This is a genomic window from Halorussus gelatinilyticus, from assembly GCF_023238445.1.
Lineage (GTDB): Archaea > Halobacteriota > Halobacteria > Halobacteriales > Haladaptataceae > Halorussus > Halorussus gelatinilyticus.
This window is the reverse complement of sequence record NZ_CP096658.1, coordinates 3,441,986-3,461,486: the sequence shown is the minus strand read 5'-3', so window position 1 is coordinate 3,461,486 and position 19,501 is coordinate 3,441,986. Positions and strand designations below refer to the sequence as shown.

Sequence of the window (19,501 nt, the reverse complement as noted above, 5' to 3'; positions counted from 1 at the left end):
CCCCAGAGTCATCTTCGTATTCGAAGCCGATGCGTCTTCATTCGAGGTAGCCGAGTTCTTCGAGTCGGTCCTGGGTCGCGCCGTCCACGTCCATCCGCTCGCCGCCCTCGACGCCGCCGCCGAACGACGCCAGCGCCGCGTCAAGGTGGTCCGGCACCGCGCCGAGCGGGTCGCCTTCGAGGTAGCCGTCGAGGTCGAAGGCGAGCCGGGTTCCGGTTTCGGGCACCGAGACCAACTTCCGGCCGTCTTGCCAAACCGCCCGCTGATTGTAGCCGTAGGCCGTCTCCTCGCAGAGAATCGTTCGGTCGTCGGGTGCGTCTCGGAGGTCCCGGCCGCTGACTCCATCCGGAACGTCGGCGTCGAGCGCTCGAAGGACGCTCGGTGCCACGTCCACGAGCGAGACGGCGCGGTCGGACTCCATCCGCTCGACGCCGGGCGCGCGAACCCAGAGCGGGACGCGCGCGACCTCTTCGAGGACGCTGTGGCCGTGGTCGGTCGCGTAGTAGCCCCTCGGGTCGTCGTTGAGTCGGCGTTCGAGGTCGGGATGCTCCCAGAACGCCTCGCCGTGGTCGCCGCAGACGACGACCACGGTGTCGTCGCCCACGTCCGCCAGCAGGGGCGCGAGCGCGTCGTCGGCACCGCGAACCGCGGCGTCGTAGGCCCGGAGTCTGGCGTCACGATACGTCTCGAAGCCGTCGCCGTCGGTGGTCTCGCGGAACCGCCAGTCTTCGAGGTCGTCCAGTTCGGGCACCCCGAACGTCTCGCGGTGGTCGTCGGGCACGTCGAGTGGTGCGTGGGGGTCCCCGAGGTGGAGGTAACAGAACCACCGGTCCCGCCCCGAAATCCAATCGCGGGCGGTTTCGACGCGTTCGCTGGCGTCGGTGTAGCGAACCGAGACGTGCTGGAAGCGCTCGCCGACCGCCTTCTCGGCCATCGGAATCGCGGTTATCATCCCGGTGTCGTAGCCCGCCGTCTCCAACAGGTCGGGAAGCGTCGGCACGTCGGCGCGCGGTCGCTGGGGAAACTCCGCGGCCGAGAGGTTCCGCGGGTCGGTCTCGAAGCGGCCGCCGTGTTCGTGAGGGTAGCGCCCGGAGAGGAGCGAGGGGACGGAGGGGAAGGTCCACGTACTCGCGGCCTTGGCGTTCGAGAACGCCGCCGCGTCGAACGAATCGAGGGTCGGCGTCGTCTCGCGGTCGTGGCCGAACCGACCGACGTGGTCCGCCCGGAGGCAGTCCACGACGACCACGAGGACGTTCCGGGGGTCGCCCACGCTCGCGTCGAAGTCCGTCTCGGCGGCGCGCTCGCGCCGCTTCTGCCAGTGAGACAGGCGGTGTTTCAGGTCCATCCACGCGTTGTTGAGTCGCGGAAAGCGCGTCAGCGGATTCATCTGCTCGGAATCACTCCATGTACCCCAGTTCCCGAAGCGTCTCCTCCACCTCGTCGCCAGCGCCGCGACCGGCGGCGTCGGTCGCGGTCGGCGGCCCGTCCTCGACCTCGCGGTCCGCCGGTTCGCCGGTCAACACGTCGCGGCGGACCTCGCCGTCCGCGTCCTCGGGGACCGGCGCGCCGAGATAGTGGAGAATCGTGGGTGCGAGGTCGTACAGGTCGAGGTCGTTGTTCCCGGCCGCGACGTTCTCGCCCCACGCCGCGAAGACCCCCGTGCGGCGGTGGGTCGCCAGCCACTCGGTCGTCTCGCCGAACACGCCGCCGCCGATGGCCTCTGGAGCGTCCACGCCGGTCGCGTACTCCACGAGGAGGTCCGGACCCCGCGCTCGCTCGCCGGTGTACACGTCGGCAGGGTCGTGGACCGCGGCGGCCACAGGGTCGCCAGCGGGCGTGTCGAGAGCTTCGAGGTCGGCCGCGAGTTCGTCGGCGTAGGACTGGGCGGCCTCCTCGTCGGGGAACGCGCGGCGATTGACGTAGAGGGGACCCCGGCCGAGTGAGACCGCCTTCGTCCGCGACCAGTCGATGTCGGCGTCCTGAATCGCCACCCGACCGCTCTCGCTCGGGAAGAACCGCTGGGCCGACTCGGGGATGAGCGACTGGGCGAGGTTCACGAGGCCGAGCTTCCCGACGAGTCGCTTCAGTCGCTCCTCGGTCAGGCCGACCGACGCGAGCAGGTCGCGGGTCTCGGACTCCTCGACGGCGAGGTCCCCACGTTCCAAGAGCCACTGGTTGACGAGGAATATCTCGTCTATCTCGGTGAAGCCGTGGTCGCTCATCAGGAAGACGGCCTCGGCGTCCTCGCGGTCGAGCAGGTCGGCGAGTAACTCGTCCACGCGCTCGTAGGCCGCCCGGAGCTTCTCGGGGCGGTCCCACAGCCTGTGCTGGAGCGTGTCGGTGGCGAACAGCGTGGTGTGGACTAACTCGCAGTCCTTCTCGTCGGCCAGCCACGTCGCGGCCTCGAACCGCTGCTCGAAGAGGTCGCGGGCCTCCGAAACCAGTTCGTCGGGCGTGGCCTCGTCCAGCACGAGGTCGGGCTTGACCCGATAGTCGGGAATCGCGTCGAGGAGGTCGGACTTGAGCGACCGAGGGCTGGTGAACGCCTCGCGCTCGGTCGCGGGGCTTCCGGCGACGACGAAGACGCCATCGTCGCTCTCGGGCGGGTGGGTCGTCGGCATGTTCACCACCCCGGCGCGCACTCCGCGGTCGGCCAGCACGTCCCAGTACTCGCGCGACCGGAAGTCGCTGGCGTCGTTGGCCGAAATCTCGTTCGCGTCGCGGTCGTAGGCGAACCACTCGTAGACGCCCAACTTGCCGGGCGTCTTGCCGGTCGAGTAGCACTTCCACGCCGGGAACGTGACGGGCGGGAGGGTGCTTTCGAGGTCGCCCGACGCGCCCTCGTCCAGAATCCGGGCGAACGCCGGGAGGTGGCCTTCCTCGGCCCACGGGCGGAGCAGGGACCAGTCGGCCCCGTCCAATCCGACGACGTAGACGGTCATGCCTGACCCCTCGCGCTCCCGAAGCTAAAGTTCTTTGAGAACGTCGCGGAACGCTCGCCCGAACGCGGCCTTCCGCGACTCGGGGTCGAAGCGCGACCCGCGCTCCCGAGCGGCCGCCGAGAGCCGTCGTCGCTCGGCGGTGTCCCGGACGAAGTACTCCCGGACGCCGCGCGCCAGCGCCTCCGGGTTCGGCTCCGCGACGAACAGCGGGTCGATTTCGCGGGCTTCCGAGCGAGTTCCGGCGGTCCGAGTCACGAGCGGCGGGAGTCCGGCGCGCATCGCCTCCAGCGTGCTGACCGGGAAGGTGTCCATCCGGGACGGTTGGACGAACAGCGAGGCGGGGGCGAACGCGTCGGCGAGGTCCTCGACGTACCCGCGAACGCGGACGCCGGGGGTGGTCCCGTAGTCGTCCGGATGACCCTTCCCGACCACGTGCAGTTGGGCGTCGGGGAACTGTTCGCGCACGCGGGGCCACGCCTCGACCAGCATATCGACGCCCTTGTACTTCCACGGGCGAGCGACCGTGACCGCGACGTTCGAGTCGAGGTCGGGTTCGACTCCTCCGAGCGCGTCGTACTCTGCTTGCTGGACGAACGGGTGGGCGACTTCGATGGGTGTGTCGGGACCGACGACCGGGCGCGTGAACTCCGCGGCGAACTCCGAGACCGCGATTACCCCGTCGATGCCGCGCCGCCCGACCGCACGGACCAGCGGCGTGCCGAACTTCCCGACCAGCGACTTCACGGTCGAACTCCCCTCGAAGTCGGCGTTGCCGAGCTGGTAGAGCCCGTGGTCGGCACAGAGGTAGATGAGCTTCCCGCCGCGGGTGAACCGCCGGGCGAGCGCGGCGTAGAGCGGTCGCGAGCCTTCCACGATGTACGCGTCGTAGTTCGGGTACGCCAGCCCGTTCAGGCCGTCCTCGGCGACGGTGCCCTCCAACGGACCGAGCGAGAGCCGATGGTAGTCAACGAGGTCCGCGCCGACCGCCTCCGCGAACCCGCGGTGTGCCGGATGCGGGTCTTGGTGGAGCATGGCGACGCGGGCGGTGTCCGGGTCCATGTTCGGCCGAAGTTTCCGGGGCGAGTGATAAAAAGGACGCTCAATCGTCGGCGTGTCGAGGCGGGCGACGGGCTCGCCTCCGTCGTCTCCGTCGCCCGGACACCGCCGACAGAATCGAACGTTTAACACGACCGAACGCCCAGTGTCGCAGTATGACCGACCGCTCGAACGTCATCCTCCTCGTCTTCGACACGCTCCGGGCCGACGCGCTCTCGTGTTACGACCGAGCGTTCCCCGTCGAGACGACGGCCTTCGACCGCGTGGCTCGGCGGGGGACGGTCTTCGAGAACGCCTTCGCCGTCGGCCCGTGGACCCCGCCGTCCCACGGCGCGATGTTCTCCGGGCGATACCCCTCCGACACCGGGTTCGACGGCGCGTGGCCGACGATGCCCGAGTCGGTTCCCTTGCTCGCGGAGTGGTTCTCCGACCGAGGCTACCGGACCTACGGCATCCCCGGTCCCGCGAAGATGGGGTCCGCGACGGGTCTCGATCGCGGCTTCGACGAGTATTACGAGGTGTACGAGGAGGTGGCCAAGCGCCCCTCGCTCGACTACCTCCGGCAGCTCGTGACCGACCCGTTGATTCGGCGCGACTTCCTGCGCCTCGCGGGAGCGGGCAACGACTACTACAGCGAAATCAAGTTCGACCGACTCCGCGAGTGGCTCGCCGACGCCCCGGAACCGTTCTTCGCGATGGCGAACCTGACGACCGTCCACAGCCCCTACGACCCGCCGCGACCGTACAAGCGGGCGGCGACGCCGGAACTCTCCCGGCCGCGGTTCGGTCTCGCCGAGGAGTTGCTGGACGCGCCCTGTGAGTTCGACGACCCCGAAATTCGTGACGAACGGCTGTTCGACGCCGCGGACGGTGCCGACGCGACGTCCATCGCGTTGCGGTACTTCGAGGACGACGAGTACGTCTCGGACGCCGAACTCGACGTGCTACGCGAGTGGTACGCCGCGAGCCTCCGGTATCTGGACGACCGACTCGGGGCGTTCCTCGACTGGCTCGACCGACAGGGGCTGGCCGACGACACTCTGCTGGTCCTCACGTCCGACCACGGCGAACTGTTCGGCGAACACGGCGGCTTCTACCACGGCGACTTCCTCTACGACGAGGTGACTCGCGTCCCGCTGGTGGTCTCGGGTCCCGGCGTTCCGGCGGGCGAGCGCCGCACCGACCTCGCCTCCCACATCGACCTGTTCGCCACGCTGTGTGACCTGTGCGGTCTCGACGCCCCCGAGACGGACGGGTCGTCGCTGCTCGGCGACGCGCGACGCGACGCCGTCTTCGCCGCGAAAGCGCCCTCCGACGAGCGCGACGCCGAGGCCGCCAGCGAGGTGTCCGAGGAGACGCTCCGGGAGTTCGAGGTCGGCCGCAAGTCGATTCGGACCGACGAGTATCGCTTCGAGTTACGGTCGGACGGCGAGGAAGTCCTCTACGAACTGCCGGGCGAGGCGGTCGTCTCGGACCCCGACGAGGCGGTCGTGGCACCGCTCCGCGAGCGACTCGCGGCGACGCTCGGGGAGTCGTTCGACGGGGCCGAGAGCGCGACCGACGCCGAGTACAGCGCGGGCGTCGAGCGGAACCTCCGGGAACTGGGCTACCTCGAATAGCGTCGCGGAAAAGCAGTTTTAAGCCGCCTCGTCCGATTCGTCGGAGTATGAAGACACTGCTGGTCGGACTCGACGCCGCCTGTCTCCCCGTTCTCCGACCGATGTTCGAGGACGACGAGTTACCGCACCTCGAATCTCTCTTCGCGGAGGGAGCCAGCGAGCGACTGGAGTCCCAGATTCCGCCGTGGACCGCCAGCGCGTGGCCCTCGCTGTACACCGGCACCAACCCCGGCAAGCACGGCGTCTTCGACTTCCTGCGGTTCGACGGCTACGACTGGGACATCGTGAACGCGACCGACGTGCGCAGGCGGACTCTCTGGGAGTATCTCGACGAGGAGGGTCTGACCAGCGTCGTCGTCAACGCGCCGGTCACGAGTCCGCCGCCCGACATCGACGGCGCCGTCGTGCCGGGGTATCTCGCCTCCGAGGACCCGGCCTGCCACCCCGAGGGCGTCCTCGACGATATCCGGGACGAAATCGGCGACTACCGCGTCTACGCCCGCCGGGAGACCGACGAGCGCGCGAACGCCGAGGAGAAGTTCGCCGACTACCTCGAACTCACCCGGATGCGCGGCGAGGCGTTCCGCTACCTCGCGTCGCGCTTCGACCCCGACTTCGGCTTCGTCCAGTTCCAGAAGACCGACGCCGTCTTCCACGACTTCCCCGGCGACGACGAGAAGGTCCGGCAGGTCTATCGCCGCGTCGACGAGCAGGTCGGCGCGATTCTGGACGACTGCGACCCCGACACCGTCGTCGTCGCCAGCGACCACGGGATGGGCGAGTACGACGGCTACGAGGTCCGGGTCAACCAGTTCCTCCGCGAAGCGGGCGTGGTCGAGACCACGACCGAGGGCCAAGGCGTTCCCTCGTGGTTCCAGATCAAAGACGAGCGACTGACCGAAAGCGACGACGGCGGGCAGGACGGCGACGCCGAACTGCTCCGGAGACTCGCCGGGGTAGCGGCGGAGTTCGGCCTGACTTACCAGCGCGGCAAGGCGATTCTCGAACGGTTGGGTCTCGCGGCGGTCGTCGGGCGCTACGTCCCGGTCGGCGCGGTGTTCGCTGCGAGCGACGCCGTGGACTTCGCCGAGTCGCGGGCCTACCTCCGGTCGCCCTCCGAGTTGGGCGTGCGACTCAACGTCGCGGGCCGGGACCCCGACGGCGTGGTCCCGGAAGACGACTACGAGCGCGTCCGCGAGGAAGTCGTCTCGCTGCTCTCGAACGTCACGACGCCCGAGGGCCGCCCGGTCTTCGAGGAGGTCGTCCCCCGAGAGGAGTACATCCACGGTCCCTACGCCGACGAAGCGGTGGACGTGCTGGCGATTCCGGCCGACTTCGAACACGCGCTGTCGGCGCTCGTCGGCGAGCGCTTCGGCGACCCCGAACCGTGGAACCACAAGCGCCACGGCGTCGTCGCGGGCGCGGGCGAGGGCATCGACGCCGACGCGGACCTCGCCGGCGCGCACCTCTTCGACGTGGCTCCGACGGTGTTGGCGACGCTCGGCGTGGCCCCCGACGAGGAGATGGACGGCGAGGTCCTGCCGGTCGTGGACGCGCCGGAACCGACCTCCTACCCCGACTACGACGCCGGAGCGCAGGAATCGACCGAGGACGAGGACGTGGCGGAGCGACTGTCGGACCTCGGATATCTGGAGTGACTCCGGGCTATCAAACCATTTTTGGCGGTCGGTCGCTTCTCGGCGCACATGATACTCCTCGGACTCGACGGCGCGACCCTCTCGGTCATCGAGCCCTGGGTCGAAGCCGGCCGCCTCCCCAACTTCCGACGCCTCCTCGACGAGAGCGTCTCCGGCGAGTTGGAGAGTACGGTCCCCGAAATCACGGTGCCGGCGTGGCCCGCGTTCGCCACCGGCCGCGACCCGACCGACCTCGACATGTACGGGTTCACCCACTTCAACCGAGAGACCCGCGAGAACGACCTGAGCCACGACGAGTTCGTCCCCGGCAAGATGTGGGACGCCGTGGACGACCAGGGCGGGTCGGCGGTCGTGTTCAACATCCCCGGTTCGTACCCGTGGCAGGCCATCGACGGGACGATAATCGCGGCCGCCCCGGAGTACAAGGAGGAGTACGCCCACCCGCCCGAGCGATGGGACGAACTCACCGACCTCGTGGACGACTACAAACTGCGCAACGACGCGCCGACCGATTCGCGCGAGTACGTCGAACAGAGCCTCGACCTCGTGGACAAGCGATTCGAGGCCTTCGAACACTTCGTCCGGAAGGAGTCGCCGGACCTCGCGGTGGGCCTGATTCGGGCGACCGACCGCGTGGCCCACCACTTCTGGGGACCGGAAAGTACGCCGCCGGCCAGCGAGGACAACCCCCTGTTCGAGGTCTACCAGCGCGTGGACGAGCGCCTCGGCGAGTTCCTCGACGCCCACGAAAACGAGGACCTCGTGGTGATGAGCGACCACGGGTTCGAGAAGGTCCGCAGACAGTTCGCGCCCAACTACGTGTTGGAGCGGGCCGGACTGGCCGCGCTCACCGATTCGGGCGACGCGAAGAAGGCCGCGCTGGGCACGGCCCGCGACCTCGCCAGCGACGCTCTCGGCCAGGTCGGCCTGCTCACGCTCGCGCGGAAGGTGATTCCCGAGAGCGCGCTGACCGACGTGCCGACCGGCGACGACCTCGGCCTCGACAACGCCCTGAGCATGGGTCGCATCGACTGGGACCGCACCGAAGCGGTCGCCGACGTTGGCCAGAAGACGACGACCGTCTACGCGCTCGCCGACGACGAGACCGAAATCGAGCGCATCTGCGACCGCGCCGAGTCCGCGCTTCGCACGGCGGCCGAGTCCGAAGGGTTGGACGTCCGCTTCCGGCGACTCGCCCGCGGCGGCCCGCACACCCCGGACCTCGCCATGATAATCGAGACGCCCGAAGTCCACGCCTCCTCGCGGTTCGACGTGGACGCGCCGACCTTCGAGGTCGATACCAGCGGCCACGCCCGAGAAGGCATCTTCTTTGCGCGCGGCCCGTCGTTCCGAACTGGCAGCGTCGAGGGCGCACACATCACCGACATCGCCCCGACCGTCCTCCACGCACTGGGCTACGACCTGCCTGCGTCGATGACCGGTGAGATTCTGGACGTGTTCGCCGAGGGGACCGACCTCGCCGAGCGCGAGGCCGCGACCTACGACTTCGTGGGCAGGGACGCCGTGACCGGCGGCGGCGTGTCGGGCGACGAGGAGAAGGAAGGCGAAGTCAAAGACAGACTCCGGGAACTGGGGTATCTGGAGTGAGCCGACACCCTAATGGGGCCGGCCCGACACCTTCCGGGCGAGTGAGATGAAGGTCGGAGCGGAAGTTTCCAAGCGGTTCGTGACGAACGTCGTCGGGACGCTCGCGGCGTTCCTCGGGACCTTCTTCTTCACACGGGAACTCGGGTTCGACGGCATCGGCGTGTACGCTATCTTCCTGAGTCTCCAGATGATAGCCGCCAACGTCTCCAGTTTCGGTCTCTACTCGGTCGTCGTCAAGCGCGTCAGCGAGGGGAGCGACGAGGCCCGCCACTTCACCAGCGGCGTGCTCATCCTCCTCGCTGGCGTCGTAGCGGTCGCGGTCGTCGTCGTCCCACTCCGCGGGTTCATCAACTCCATCCTGAACGTCGAGGCGGCGTTCTTCGTGCCACTCGGGGTCCTCTCGTGGGGTCTCTTCCGACTCTCGGGGTCGTTCCTCGAAGGCAAACAGCGCGTCGCCCTCGTCGGCGCGATAGAGAACGGTCGGTACGCGCTCATCGTGCCGATTCAGACCGTGCTGGTCCTCGATGGCTACGGCGTGAAGGGCCTCATCTGGGGGCTGGTCGTCGGACAGTTCCTCACCTTCCTCGTCTCGTACGTCGGCTTCGCGCGCGTCGTTCCCGCTCGCCCCTCCCGCGGACTGTTCCGCGAGTTCGTCGATTACTCGAAGTACGCCTACGTCAAGAGCGTCTCCAGTCAACTGTTCAAACAGGCCGACTACCTCCTACTCGGGCAGTTCGTCGGCACGGGCGTCACCGGCGTCTACAAGAACGTCTTCACGCTCACGGAGGCGTCGATGCTGTTCTCCTCGGCGCTGGCGCAGGTCGCGTTTCCGCAGTTCTCCGCGCTCACGGAGGCGGGCGACGACGAGGAAGTCGGACGACTCCTCGGGGTGCTGTTCACCTACGCCGGCGTGTTCGCCGTCCCGATACTCGGCGGCGGCGCGGTCGTCGGCAATGCCCTGCTGTTGACCCTCTACGGCCAGAGCGCCGGCAGTACGGTCCTCCCGGTCGTCGGCGTCGTCGGACTGGCGAACGCGCTCGTCCCGGTCCTCGCGGCGGCGAACCTGCTCAACGGCTACCGGGAGGGGCTGGAGAAGTTCTTCCTCGGCACCGGGAAGCCGAAGCTCTACGCCGTGAGCGGACTGTTGCTCATCGTCGTCTATAGTGCGCTGGTCGTCCCGCTCACGGTCTGGTACGGCTCGTGGGGTACCGCGTGGGCGACCGTCGTCGCCTTCGGCGCGAGCGTTGGCGCGATGTTCTTCATGCTGGAAGAGCCGGTTCCGCCGTCGGCGCTCGGCGACGTGGGACGGCAAGTCGCGGCCACGCTGGTCATGACCGGCGTCGTCTACGGGCTGAAACTCCAATTCGGGGGCGCGAGCGGCGCGGTCAGACTCGGGGTCCTGCTCGGCGTCGGTGCGACGACGTACTTCGCGGTCCTGTTCACGCTCAGCGAACGCATCCGCATCGACGCGGTCGCGGTCGCGCGGGACCTCCGAAACATGATGCTATCGTGAGGGGAGTCGCTTGCGAGTCGAACACAGAGTCGTAGCGAGGCGGTTCGCGGTCGTCCTGACTCGGTTCGGAAACGGCGCGATTCCTCTTGGAGACTTGCGGAATCGGACGCGACAGGACCCGATGCGGCCGCGTCCGTCGCGGCGAGGGACAGATGATAAGGCTTATGCGCGTTTTGGCACTCCATCAACTCAATGAGCCAGCAGACTGAGCAGGTCGAGGACTCCTCCGATTCGGTAGAGTCGGTCCTCGACTCGTTCGAGGACTGGTATCACGTCCCCGTGCTCGCCGCAGCGCTCTCGTTCATGCTGTGGGTGCGACTCCAGTCGTACGACAAGTTCATCCAGAACGGCGAAGTCCTCTTCGACGGGAACGACGCGTGGTATCACCTCCGGCAGGTACAGTACACAGTGAACCACTGGCCCTCCACGATGCCGTACGACCCGTGGACGTACTTCCCGTTCGGCACCAGCGTCGGCCAGTTCGGCACGCTGTACGACCAACTCGTGGCGACCGCCGCGCTGATAGTCGGACTGGGCGACCCCTCCCACCAGACGGTCGCGACGACCCTCCTCGTCGCGCCCGCCGTCTTCGGGACGCTCGTCGCCATCCCGACGTACTTCGTCGGCAAGCGACTCGGCGGTCGCCCCGGCGGTCTGTTCGGGGTCATCGTCCTCGCGCTGTTCCCCGGCACGTTCCTCCGTCGGGGACTCGTCGGCTTCGCCGACCACAACATCGCCGAGCCGCTGTTTCAGACGTTCGCCCTGCTGGCGATGATGGTCGCACTGACCGTCGCCGAGCGCGAGAAACCGGTGTACGAACTGCTCGCGGACCGTGACTTCGAGGCGCTCCGGAAGCCGCTGGGGTACAGCGTCCTCGCCGGTATCGCCACCGCGTTCTACCTCTGGACGTGGCCGCCGGGCGTTTTGCTCGTCGGTATCTTCGGCGTCTTCTTCGGCCTGAAGCTCACCGCCGACTACGCCCGCGGCGTCAGCCCCGACCACCTCGCGTTCGTCGGCGCGGTCAGCATGGGCGTGACGGGACTGCTCCTGTTGGTGCCGCTGGGAACGTTCGACTTCAGTCCGACGAAGTTCTCGCCGCTCCAACCGCTGCTCGCGTTCGCCGTCTCGGTCGGCTGTATCTTCATGGCGTGGCTCGCCCGCGAGTTCGAGGCCCGCGACCTCTCGACGGCGCTCTACCCCGCGACGGTCGGCGGCATCGTCGTCGCGACGGTCGGTGTCGTCTACGTCGCACTCCCCTCGCTGTACAGCCTCGTCAGTAAAAACCTCATCCGAATCATCGGGTTCAGCACCGGCGCGAAGGCCCGAACTATCGGCGAGGCCCAACCGTTCCTCTCGCGGACCCAGCCGCAGTTCGGCATCGAGTGGTACGACCTCATCATCCGCGAGTACGGCCTGATGCTGTTCACGGCCGTCGTCGCCGCGGTCTGGATGCTCTGGCGCGCCTACCGGTCGGACGACCAGCGAGCCGAACAGCTCCTCGTGTTGGTGTGGGCCGCGTTCATCACCGCGGCGGCGTTCACGCAGGTCCGGTTCAATTACTACCTCGCGGTGTCGGTCGCGGTGCTAAACGCTTACCTCATCGGTCGCGTGTTCTCGTGGGCGAGTCTCCCGAGCTTCGAGAACGTCGGCGACATCAACGGCACGCAGGTCTTGGCAATGCTGTTCGTCGTCCTACTCGTCGTCCCGGTGCTGGTCGCGCCCGCCAGCCTCGGCACGGCCCGGTACCCCGACACCCAGACCGCGATGGAGAGCGGGACGGGTGCCAGTCCGGGCGACATCACCAAGTGGAAGGGGTCGCTCGACTGGCTGGAGAACAGCACGCCAGCCGTGGGCGACTACGGTAACGCGAACAACGCCGACGAACTGGACTACTACGGTACCTTCGAGCAGAACAAAAGCGACTACAGCTACCCCGAAGGCTCCTACGGCGTGATGTCGTGGTGGGACTACGGCCACTGGATTACGGTCGAAGGCGAGCGCATCCCGAACGCCAACCCGTTCCAAGAGGGTGCCACGACCGCCGCGAAGTACCTCCTCGCGCCCAACGAGTCGCGCGCCAACGAGGTCATCAAGACGCTCGGCGCGCCCAACGAGGAGACCCGCTACGTGATGGTCGATTGGAAGATGGCCTCGGTGTACTCGAACGCCGGCGGGAAGTTCTTCGCGCCGCCCGCGTTCAAGCCGAACGTCACTCGGTCCGACTACTACCAGCCGGTCTACCGCCAGAGCCAGCGGGGCGGGTTCCAGACCGCGTTCAACCTGCGGTCTCAGAAATACTACGAGAGCCAGATGGTGCGGCTCTACCGCTACCACGGGAGTCGCGTCGAACCCCAGCCCATCGTCGTTGACTGGCGCGCTCGGCAGTATCAGACGCCGAACGGGCAGGTTGCGACGTTCAAGACCACCGAGAGCGGACCGAACGCCACGCTCGTCCGGCGCTTCCGGACGATGAAGCAGGCCGAGGCGTTCGTCGCCAACGACTCGACCTCCCAAATCGGCGGCATCGCCAAGTTCCCGAGCGAACCCGTGAAGGCGCTGAACCACTACCGCGTCGTCCACCAGAGCGACCAGTCGGGCACGAGTAACGCGCGGTGGGCACAGCGGCTTCGCGCCGAGATGCAACTGCTCTTGCAGGGCAACGCGATTCGCAACCCTAACGCGATGTTCCAGACCTCGCCCTCGTGGGTCAAGACCTTCGAGCGGGTCCCCGGCGCGACGGTGACGGGCACCGGCCCGGCGAACACCACGGTCACGGCGTCGGTCCGCCTCTCGCCGGTCGGCAAGAACTCGTCGTTCGCCTACCGCCAACAGGCCAAAACCGGGCCGGACGGGCAGTTCACGATGACGCTGCCCTACTCCACGACCGGGTACAGCAACTGGGGACCGGAGCAGGGCTACACCAACGTCAGCGTCCGTGCCACCGGTCCGTACCAGTTCTACACGCCCCGGAACTTCGAGGGCGGTAACCTGACCTACCACAACGCCACGGCGCAGATCACCGAGGCGCAGGTCATCGGTGAGAGCAACCAGACCACCACGGTCGAACTGACCAAGGAGTCGGTCTCTATCCAGCAGAACCGGAACAACTCGACGGCCGGGGGCAACGAGACGGCCCCGAACGGCACGTCGGGCGACGAGACCCCGCCCGCGAACGAGACCGCGGGCAACCAGACCGCGGCGAACGGCACGAGCGGTAACTCGACTGCCGGGAACGGAACCAGCAACGACTCGTCGAACGCCTCGCAGTTGACGCCCGACGAGGCGCTCCCCGAGCGCGAAGAGACGACTCCGGTGCGTGCCGGTCTGGTCGGCGCGTGGGCCGGTGCGCTCGTGGTCGCAGGTCGGGACTGACGCGAACGCCCTCGCAGTCTGATTTTCGGTGCGGAACTCGATTCTTCGCCTCCGACGACCCGGCTACCGCTGATTTTTCGACCCGCAACGGACGGAGCGAATCGTTCGGTGACGTCAGCTTCTACCGGGACCGAGCAAACTGCGACCGCACGATGGAGTACCGAGACCGCACAGCGCCGTGACCGTACCTGCACTATCGCCCGAGAAATGTACTTATTTCTCTACCACAACAGAATGTTTCCTAAAGACCGCTATAGATGTTCGCGACGAGCGTGGCGATTATCCGCGTGTCCTCTCAGAGAAAGCAAACCGTTTTCCCGCCCGTCGTCGTACTCCCGTCTCAATGCGAGAGTGGCTCTCCATCTACCTGAAAGGCCTCTTCATGGGTGCCGCCGACGCCGTGCCCGGCGTCTCCGGCGGGACCATCGCGCTGATAACCGGTATCTACGAGCGACTGGTCGGCGCAATCGCCGCCTTCGACCCTAACGTGCTGGCCGACCTGCCCCGCGTCTACGACTCCGAGGCCCGCGGGCGGGTCGCTGCGATGCTCCGCGAGATGGACATCGGCTTCCTGCTGGTCCTCGGGGCGGGTATCATGACGGCTATCGTCGGCGTGACCGGAGCGGTCGCGCGAATCTCGGACTCCTCGCCGGCCATCCTGTTCGCGTTCTTCTTCGGTCTCATCGCCGCGTCGGCGGTCGTCCTCTGGAGTGAGGTCCGACTCGATACCCGCGGCGAGAAGGTCGCCGCCGTCGTCGGTTTCGTCGTCGCCTTCCTGCTCGCGAGCGAATCGACGGCCGCAGTGATTCCCCACTCGCCGCCAGTACTGTTCGTCGTCGGTGCGATAGCCATCTGCGCGATGATTCTGCCGGGCGTCTCGGGGTCGTTCCTGCTCATCCTGTTCGGCCAGTACATCTTTATGTCCGACACCCTCCACGCGTTCATCGACGAGGCCGTCGGCGTGGCCCGCGGCGGACCGCTCGAACCGGCCGTCGGCCCCGCCGTCGCGGTAGCCTCGTTCGTCGCCGGCGCGGCGGTCGGCATCCTCACCTTCGCCCGCGTCGTGGAGTGGGCGCTGTCGAACCACCGCGAGGTGACGCTGACGTTCCTCGTCGCGCTGATGGTCGGCGCGCTCCGTCTCCCGGTCGCGAAGATTCTCGGCGCTGGCGGCGAGTGGTCGGTGGCGCGCGTGGCGGCGGTCCTGCTGGCCGGCGTGGCGGGCACCGCGGCGGTCCTGCTGGTGGACTACTACACCGACGACCTCGATTACGTCGAGGACGAACCGACCGCGACGCCCGCCCCGCGAAACGACTGATTCGCTGAACCGCGGCGCGCGACGACTGACCGAACCGCGCCGCAACACGACTGACTGGCCGAACTGCGCCGCAACACGACTGACTGGCCCGCAATTTTCCGCGCTCGACTCTCACTCCCCGAACAGTCCGTGCAGGACCTTCGACTCGGCCTTCCGGAGGTGTTCGGACGCGGTACTCGGCGCGCAGTCGAGTCGCCGCGCCACGTCCTCGTGGGTCGCGGTCCGGGGCACGTCGTAGTAGCCCGCGGTCAGCGCGGCCTCGACGGCCTCGCGCTGGCGCTTGGAGAGGGTCGTCTCGGGGTCCGCCGTCGGGCCGCCCACGCTGTCTATCACCACGTCTATCTCGTCGGGTGCGCCGTCGTGGAACGCCTGTAGCGCCTCGGCGGTGCCGACGACTTCGAAGGTGACGCCGCCGTCGTCGGTGTGTTCGAGCGTCGAAGTGACGACCGCGCCGCCCTCGTGGTAGGTGTCGAACATCCGCCGCTGGAGCGGCGTCGTCTCGGCGCGGACGTGGGCGTAGAAGCACTCGTCGCCGACCGTCGTGAGGTCGTAGGCCTGCACCGCGGACGTCCCGTCCAGTTCCGCGGCGAACGCCTCGGCGTCGCCCTCGACGTAGAAGGCGTGGGTCATCGTCTCGCCCGCGTCGTTCCAGTGGACCATCTCGGCGGCCTCGACGTAATCGCGCTCGGCCAGCGTCGTGTGGACCGGATGGACCTCGGCGTCGGGAGCGTAGAACGTCAACCGGACCCGGCGCATACGACCGTCCGCGCTCGCCGCACGTATAAATCCACCGTGCAGGTCCGGCAGAACCGCTACCGTCGTCTCGGCCGTCGGTTCGAGCATGAACGTCTTCGTCGCTGGCGCGACCGGCGTCCTCGGCCGACGACTCGTCGCGGAACTCGCCGAGCGCGGCCACGAGGTGGTCGGCCTGACGCGAGACGAATCGGGCGACCGACTGGTCCGCGCCGCGGGCGGCGACCCGCGGCGCGGCGACGTGCTGGACCGCGACTCGCTCCGGGCGGCCGCGACGGACGCCGACCGCGTGGTCCACGCCGCGACCGCAATCCCGACCGACGGCAAGCCGACCGACGCCGACTGGGAGCGAAACGACCGCGTGCGCCGGGAGGGCGCGCGGAACCTGACCGCCGTCGCCGAGGCGGTCGGCGCGGACCGGTTCGTCCAGCAGAGTGTGGTCTGGGTCGCCCGCCGGCCGGACGGCTCCGAGTTCGACGAGTCGGCGACCCCGAACCCCGACCGGTCCACGCGGTCGGCGCTCGACGCCGAGCGAATCGCTACGGAGGCGGCCGACGACGCCGGATTCGAGACGACGGTCCTCCGGTGTGGCTTCTTCTACGCTCACGACTCGGCGCACGTCCGGTCGTTCGCCGAGCGGTCGCTCGCCGGGCGGATGCCCATCGTGGGCGGCGGGTTGCTCGGCCGCCGGGACGCCGAACTCTCCTTCCTACACGCCGACGACGCGGCGCGGGCGTTCGCGGAGGCGGCTCTTGGAACCGAGACCGGGCTCTACCACGTCGTGGACGAGCAACCGGTCACGACCGCCGACTTCCTGCGCGCGCTGGCCGACCGCCTCGACGCGCCCGACCCGCGCCGGATACCGGGGTGGCTGGCGAAGTACCTCGTCGGCGAGGAGACCGCCCGACTGCTGACGAGTCCGATGCCCACCGCCGCTGAGAGATTCCGTCGGGACTTCGACTGGGAGCCCCGCTATCCGACGTACCGCGAGGGACTCGACGCGGTGGTCGAGCGATGGCGCGAGAACGGAACTCTCCGGGAGACGCCGGGAGGCTACGAGTGGCACGAGTCGGACGAGTCGCGCGATTCACGCGCGTCCGCACTCGCCGAGGAGAATCCGACCTGAAAACGAGAACCGACCTACTCCGGCCGAGCGTCGCCGTCGAAGTGACGGAACGGGAGCGTCGGAAACTGCGGTTCGGGGCGGCTCGGGCGGCGGCCGCTCCCGTCGGTCGCGTCGGTTTCGACGCGTTCGAGGACGCCGCGCTCGGCGAGTTCGTACAGGAACCGCTTGACCGTGCCCGCCGAGAGGTCCGAGCGGTCCGCGATGGCGCTCGCGGCGTCGTCTATCGGCGGCGTCGGGTCGAGCGCCAGCAGTTCCGAGAGGACCTTCCGGCGGTTCTCCGGCAGGGCGAACACGCGTCCGAGGTGGACGCCACCGTCGCGCACGTCCTCGATGCCCGCATCGACGTCGCTCGCGCGGATGCGGTCGGCACCGTCGGCGTCGGCCAGTTCTGCCGCGCTGGCGACGGCCGCCAGCGCGTCGTGGGCGTCGCCGCTCGCCCACTCCGCGACGCGGCGGGCCTGTCCGTGTCTGAGCGCGTTGCTCGAGAGCGCCCGCGAGGCGCGCTCGGTCAGGATGTCCACCAGCGCGTGCTGGCGGTAGGCGGGCACGTGGACGGTCGGGGCGTCCCAGTCGTCGGGCACCGACCGGCCGACGACGACCAACGCCACGTCGTCCGCGACCGGCGCGAACCACTCGCGGAGTTGTGACCCGGACGGCGAGTTCTCGCTGGCCGCGTGGTCCACCGCGACGACCGCGCTCCGGGTGGGCGACGCGAACCGCTCGACGAACTGCTCGCGGAGTCGTTCGGTTCCGATGCCGCGGCGGGGCACCGACTCGTCGACGAGCGCGTCGAGAAGGCGGTGGAGAAACTGGAACTCGCTCTCTGCGCGGTAGCCGTCCACGTGGACGAATTCCACGGTGTCGGTGGCGGTTCCGGCGCGCGTGGTCGTGCCGAGTCGTCCCTCGCGGCGGCCGAACTGGTCGTTCAGGCGGGCGAACAGCGCGCTCACCAGCGCCGACTTGCCGGCACCTTTCGGCCCGTACACCGCGGCGTCGGGCGGGAGTCGTCGGTCGAAGACGGGGTCGAACACGTCCAGCAGGCGTTCGAGGACCGTGCCCCGACCCACCGGTTCCGCGAGGTGGACCGCGGGGTTCAGCGGTCGCCGGTCCACCAGCAGGTCGTCGTCCCGCGTGGCCTGCCGCCGAGCGATGCGCTCTTCCAAGTTCATCCGTCGTCAGTGTCTCCCCTCGCCGACCAGCGCCTCGTCCATCACTTCGAGCGGGTGGCGAATCTCGTAGCCCGTGCCGTGTTCCATCTGCATCGCGCAGGTCGGACACTCGGTCATGCCCGTCTCCGCGTCGGTCGTCTCCATGTGGTCGAACATCTCCTCACCTATCTTCATGGACGTTTCGTATTTTTCCTCCTTCCAACCGTAGGTGCCAGAGATGCCGGAACACGACTCGCCGACGTCTTCGGCGTTCGCGCCCGAGAGACCGTCGAGGAGTTCGACGGCCTGTCCGGCCAGCCCCTGATTCCGGGCGTGACACGGCGCGTGGTAGGCGAACTCGCCGGCGTCCACTTCGGCCTCGGCCAGTTCGGCTTCCAGGTCCTCGTGGAGTCGCAGGTATTCGAGGGCCTCGTAGGTGCGGGCCGCGACGCTGGCGGTCCCCTCGAAACTGAACAGTTCGGGGTACTCCTGGCGGAGCGACATCGAGCAGGACGTGCAGGAGGCGATGACGTCCGCGCCGTCCTCTATCGCGGCCGCGAGTTCGCGGACGTTCGTCTCGGCCGCGCGCTCGGCGTCGTCCAGCATCCCGTTGGCGAACATCGGCGTGCCCGAACACTTCTGGGGCGGCACCACGACCTCGTAGCCGAAGTACTCGAAGAGTCGGACCATCGACTTGCCGACCTCCGGGGTGTTGTAGTTCGAGTAACAGCCGTGGAAGTACGCGACGCGCTTCTCGTCGCTTCGGACCTTCGCCCCGCCTCGCTCGCGCCACCACTCCCGAAAGGTCTGGTCGGCGAACTCGGGGAACTCGCGTTCCGACGTGATTCCCAGCACCTTCTCGTTGAACGTCTGGACGAGCGAGTTGCCCATCACGAAGTTAGTCAGGCGCGGCACCTTGCTCCCCAACTCGGCCATCGTCCGGTAGTTCGCCAGAATCCGGTTGCGGACGTACTCCCGCGAGAACTTGTCCATCTGGTTCTCGACGTACTCGCCGCGCGCGGTGTTGTGCATCTGGCTCAGCGGCACGTCGGAGGGACACGACGAGTCACACCGCATGCAGTTCGAGCAGGACATCACCGAGTCGTCGATGTCGCGGTCGTCCTTGCGCTTGAGCCGCCACTGCTCCGGTCCCTGAAACTTCGGGCCGGGGAACTCGTCGTCAACCTCCGCGACCGGACAGTTCGTGTCGCAGGTCGAGCACTTGTAGCAGTCGTCGCTCCCCGGCCGGAGGTCCATCTCCTCGCTCTCGGGGAACACCTGCACCGGTTCGAACTCGTCGTCTGCGACCGTCTCTTCCTCTCGCACGTCGTTCGGGTCACTCGCTCCCTCTGGTTCGTTCGCGTCCGTCGGCTGTTCTGCGTCACTCATAG

At 68.2% G+C, this 19,501-nt stretch carries 13 protein-coding genes; 7 read left to right on the top strand and 6 right to left on the bottom strand.

Going from position 1 to position 19,501, the window contains the following annotated elements; genetic code table 11:
• Positions 1–37: 37 nt before the first annotated feature.
• Genes M0R88_RS17650 through M0R88_RS17640 form a run of 3 tightly spaced genes read right to left on the bottom strand, consistent with a single transcriptional unit; the run spans position 38 to position 4,001 of the window.
• Positions 38–1,387 carry a sulfatase-like hydrolase/transferase gene (locus tag M0R88_RS17650; protein WP_248654731.1) on the bottom strand — a complete coding sequence of 450 codons (1,350 nt, stop codon included), beginning with the start codon at positions 1,385–1,387 and terminating at the stop codon, positions 38–40.
• A 10-nt stretch (positions 1,388–1,397) separates the two neighbouring features.
• Entirely contained in the window at positions 1,398–2,942 is a 1,545-nt protein-coding gene (locus tag M0R88_RS17645) for an alkaline phosphatase family protein (protein WP_248654730.1), read from the bottom strand.
• A 24-nt stretch (positions 2,943–2,966) separates the two neighbouring features.
• On the bottom strand, positions 2,967–4,001 hold the full coding sequence (locus M0R88_RS17640) for a glycosyltransferase family 4 protein (RefSeq protein WP_248654729.1): 1,035 nt from the start codon (positions 3,999–4,001) through the stop codon (positions 2,967–2,969).
• A gap of 152 nt (positions 4,002–4,153) precedes the next feature.
• Here M0R88_RS17640 and M0R88_RS17635 point away from each other — a divergent pair, with 152 nt between their 5' ends.
• The 6 genes from M0R88_RS17635 (at position 4,154) to M0R88_RS17610 (ending at position 15,083) form a co-directional block, all read left to right on the top strand.
• Positions 4,154–5,617, top strand: a complete 1,464-nt coding sequence (locus tag M0R88_RS17635) for a sulfatase (protein WP_248654728.1) — start codon at positions 4,154–4,156, stop codon at positions 5,615–5,617.
• 47 nt (positions 5,618–5,664) lie between these two features.
• Positions 5,665–7,275 (top strand): alkaline phosphatase family protein, encoded by a 1,611-nt coding sequence (locus M0R88_RS17630; protein ID WP_248654727.1) that lies wholly within the window; start codon positions 5,665–5,667, stop codon positions 7,273–7,275.
• 48 nt (positions 7,276–7,323) lie between these two features.
• On the top strand, positions 7,324–8,883 hold the full coding sequence (locus tag M0R88_RS17625) for an alkaline phosphatase family protein (RefSeq protein ID WP_248654726.1): 1,560 nt from the start codon (positions 7,324–7,326) through the stop codon (positions 8,881–8,883).
• 46 nt (positions 8,884–8,929) lie between these two features.
• Entirely contained in the window at positions 8,930–10,396 is a 1,467-nt protein-coding gene (locus tag M0R88_RS17620) for an oligosaccharide flippase family protein (protein ID WP_248654725.1), read from the top strand.
• Between the two features lie 192 nt (positions 10,397–10,588).
• Positions 10,589–13,768 (top strand): oligosaccharyl transferase, archaeosortase A system-associated, encoded by a 3,180-nt coding sequence (locus M0R88_RS17615; RefSeq protein ID WP_248654724.1) that lies wholly within the window; start codon positions 10,589–10,591, stop codon positions 13,766–13,768.
• Between the two features lie 343 nt (positions 13,769–14,111).
• Positions 14,112–15,083 carry a DUF368 domain-containing protein gene (locus tag M0R88_RS17610; RefSeq protein ID WP_248654723.1) on the top strand — a complete coding sequence of 324 codons (972 nt, stop codon included), beginning with the start codon at positions 14,112–14,114 and terminating at the stop codon, positions 15,081–15,083.
• Positions 15,084–15,194: 111 nt separating this feature from the next.
• Here M0R88_RS17610 and M0R88_RS17605 read toward each other — a convergent pair whose 3' ends face one another.
• Positions 15,195–15,926: a helix-turn-helix domain-containing protein gene (locus tag M0R88_RS17605; RefSeq protein ID WP_248654722.1), complete on the bottom strand. Its 732-nt coding sequence runs from the start codon at positions 15,924–15,926 to the stop codon at positions 15,195–15,197.
• On the opposite strand from M0R88_RS17605, the gene M0R88_RS17600 reads away from it, so the two are divergent.
• The gene (locus M0R88_RS17600) at positions 15,925–16,962 is read left to right on the top strand and encodes an NAD-dependent epimerase/dehydratase family protein (RefSeq protein WP_248654721.1); all 1,038 of its coding nucleotides are present in this window, start codon (positions 15,925–15,927) and stop codon (positions 16,960–16,962) included. The genes M0R88_RS17605 and M0R88_RS17600 overlap by 2 nt on opposite strands.
• Positions 16,963–16,976: 14 nt before the next feature.
• Here M0R88_RS17600 and M0R88_RS17595 read toward each other — a convergent pair whose 3' ends face one another.
• Both M0R88_RS17595 and M0R88_RS17590 read right to left on the bottom strand, forming a co-directional pair.
• Positions 16,977–18,131 carry a Cdc6/Cdc18 family protein gene (locus M0R88_RS17595; protein WP_248654720.1) on the bottom strand — a complete coding sequence of 385 codons (1,155 nt, stop codon included), beginning with the start codon at positions 18,129–18,131 and terminating at the stop codon, positions 16,977–16,979.
• 6 nt (positions 18,132–18,137) lie between these two features.
• On the bottom strand, positions 18,138–19,499 hold the full coding sequence (locus tag M0R88_RS17590; RefSeq protein WP_248654719.1) for an anaerobic glycerol-3-phosphate dehydrogenase subunit C: 1,362 nt from the start codon (positions 19,497–19,499) through the stop codon (positions 18,138–18,140).
• Between the last annotated feature and the right edge of the window lie 2 nt (positions 19,500–19,501).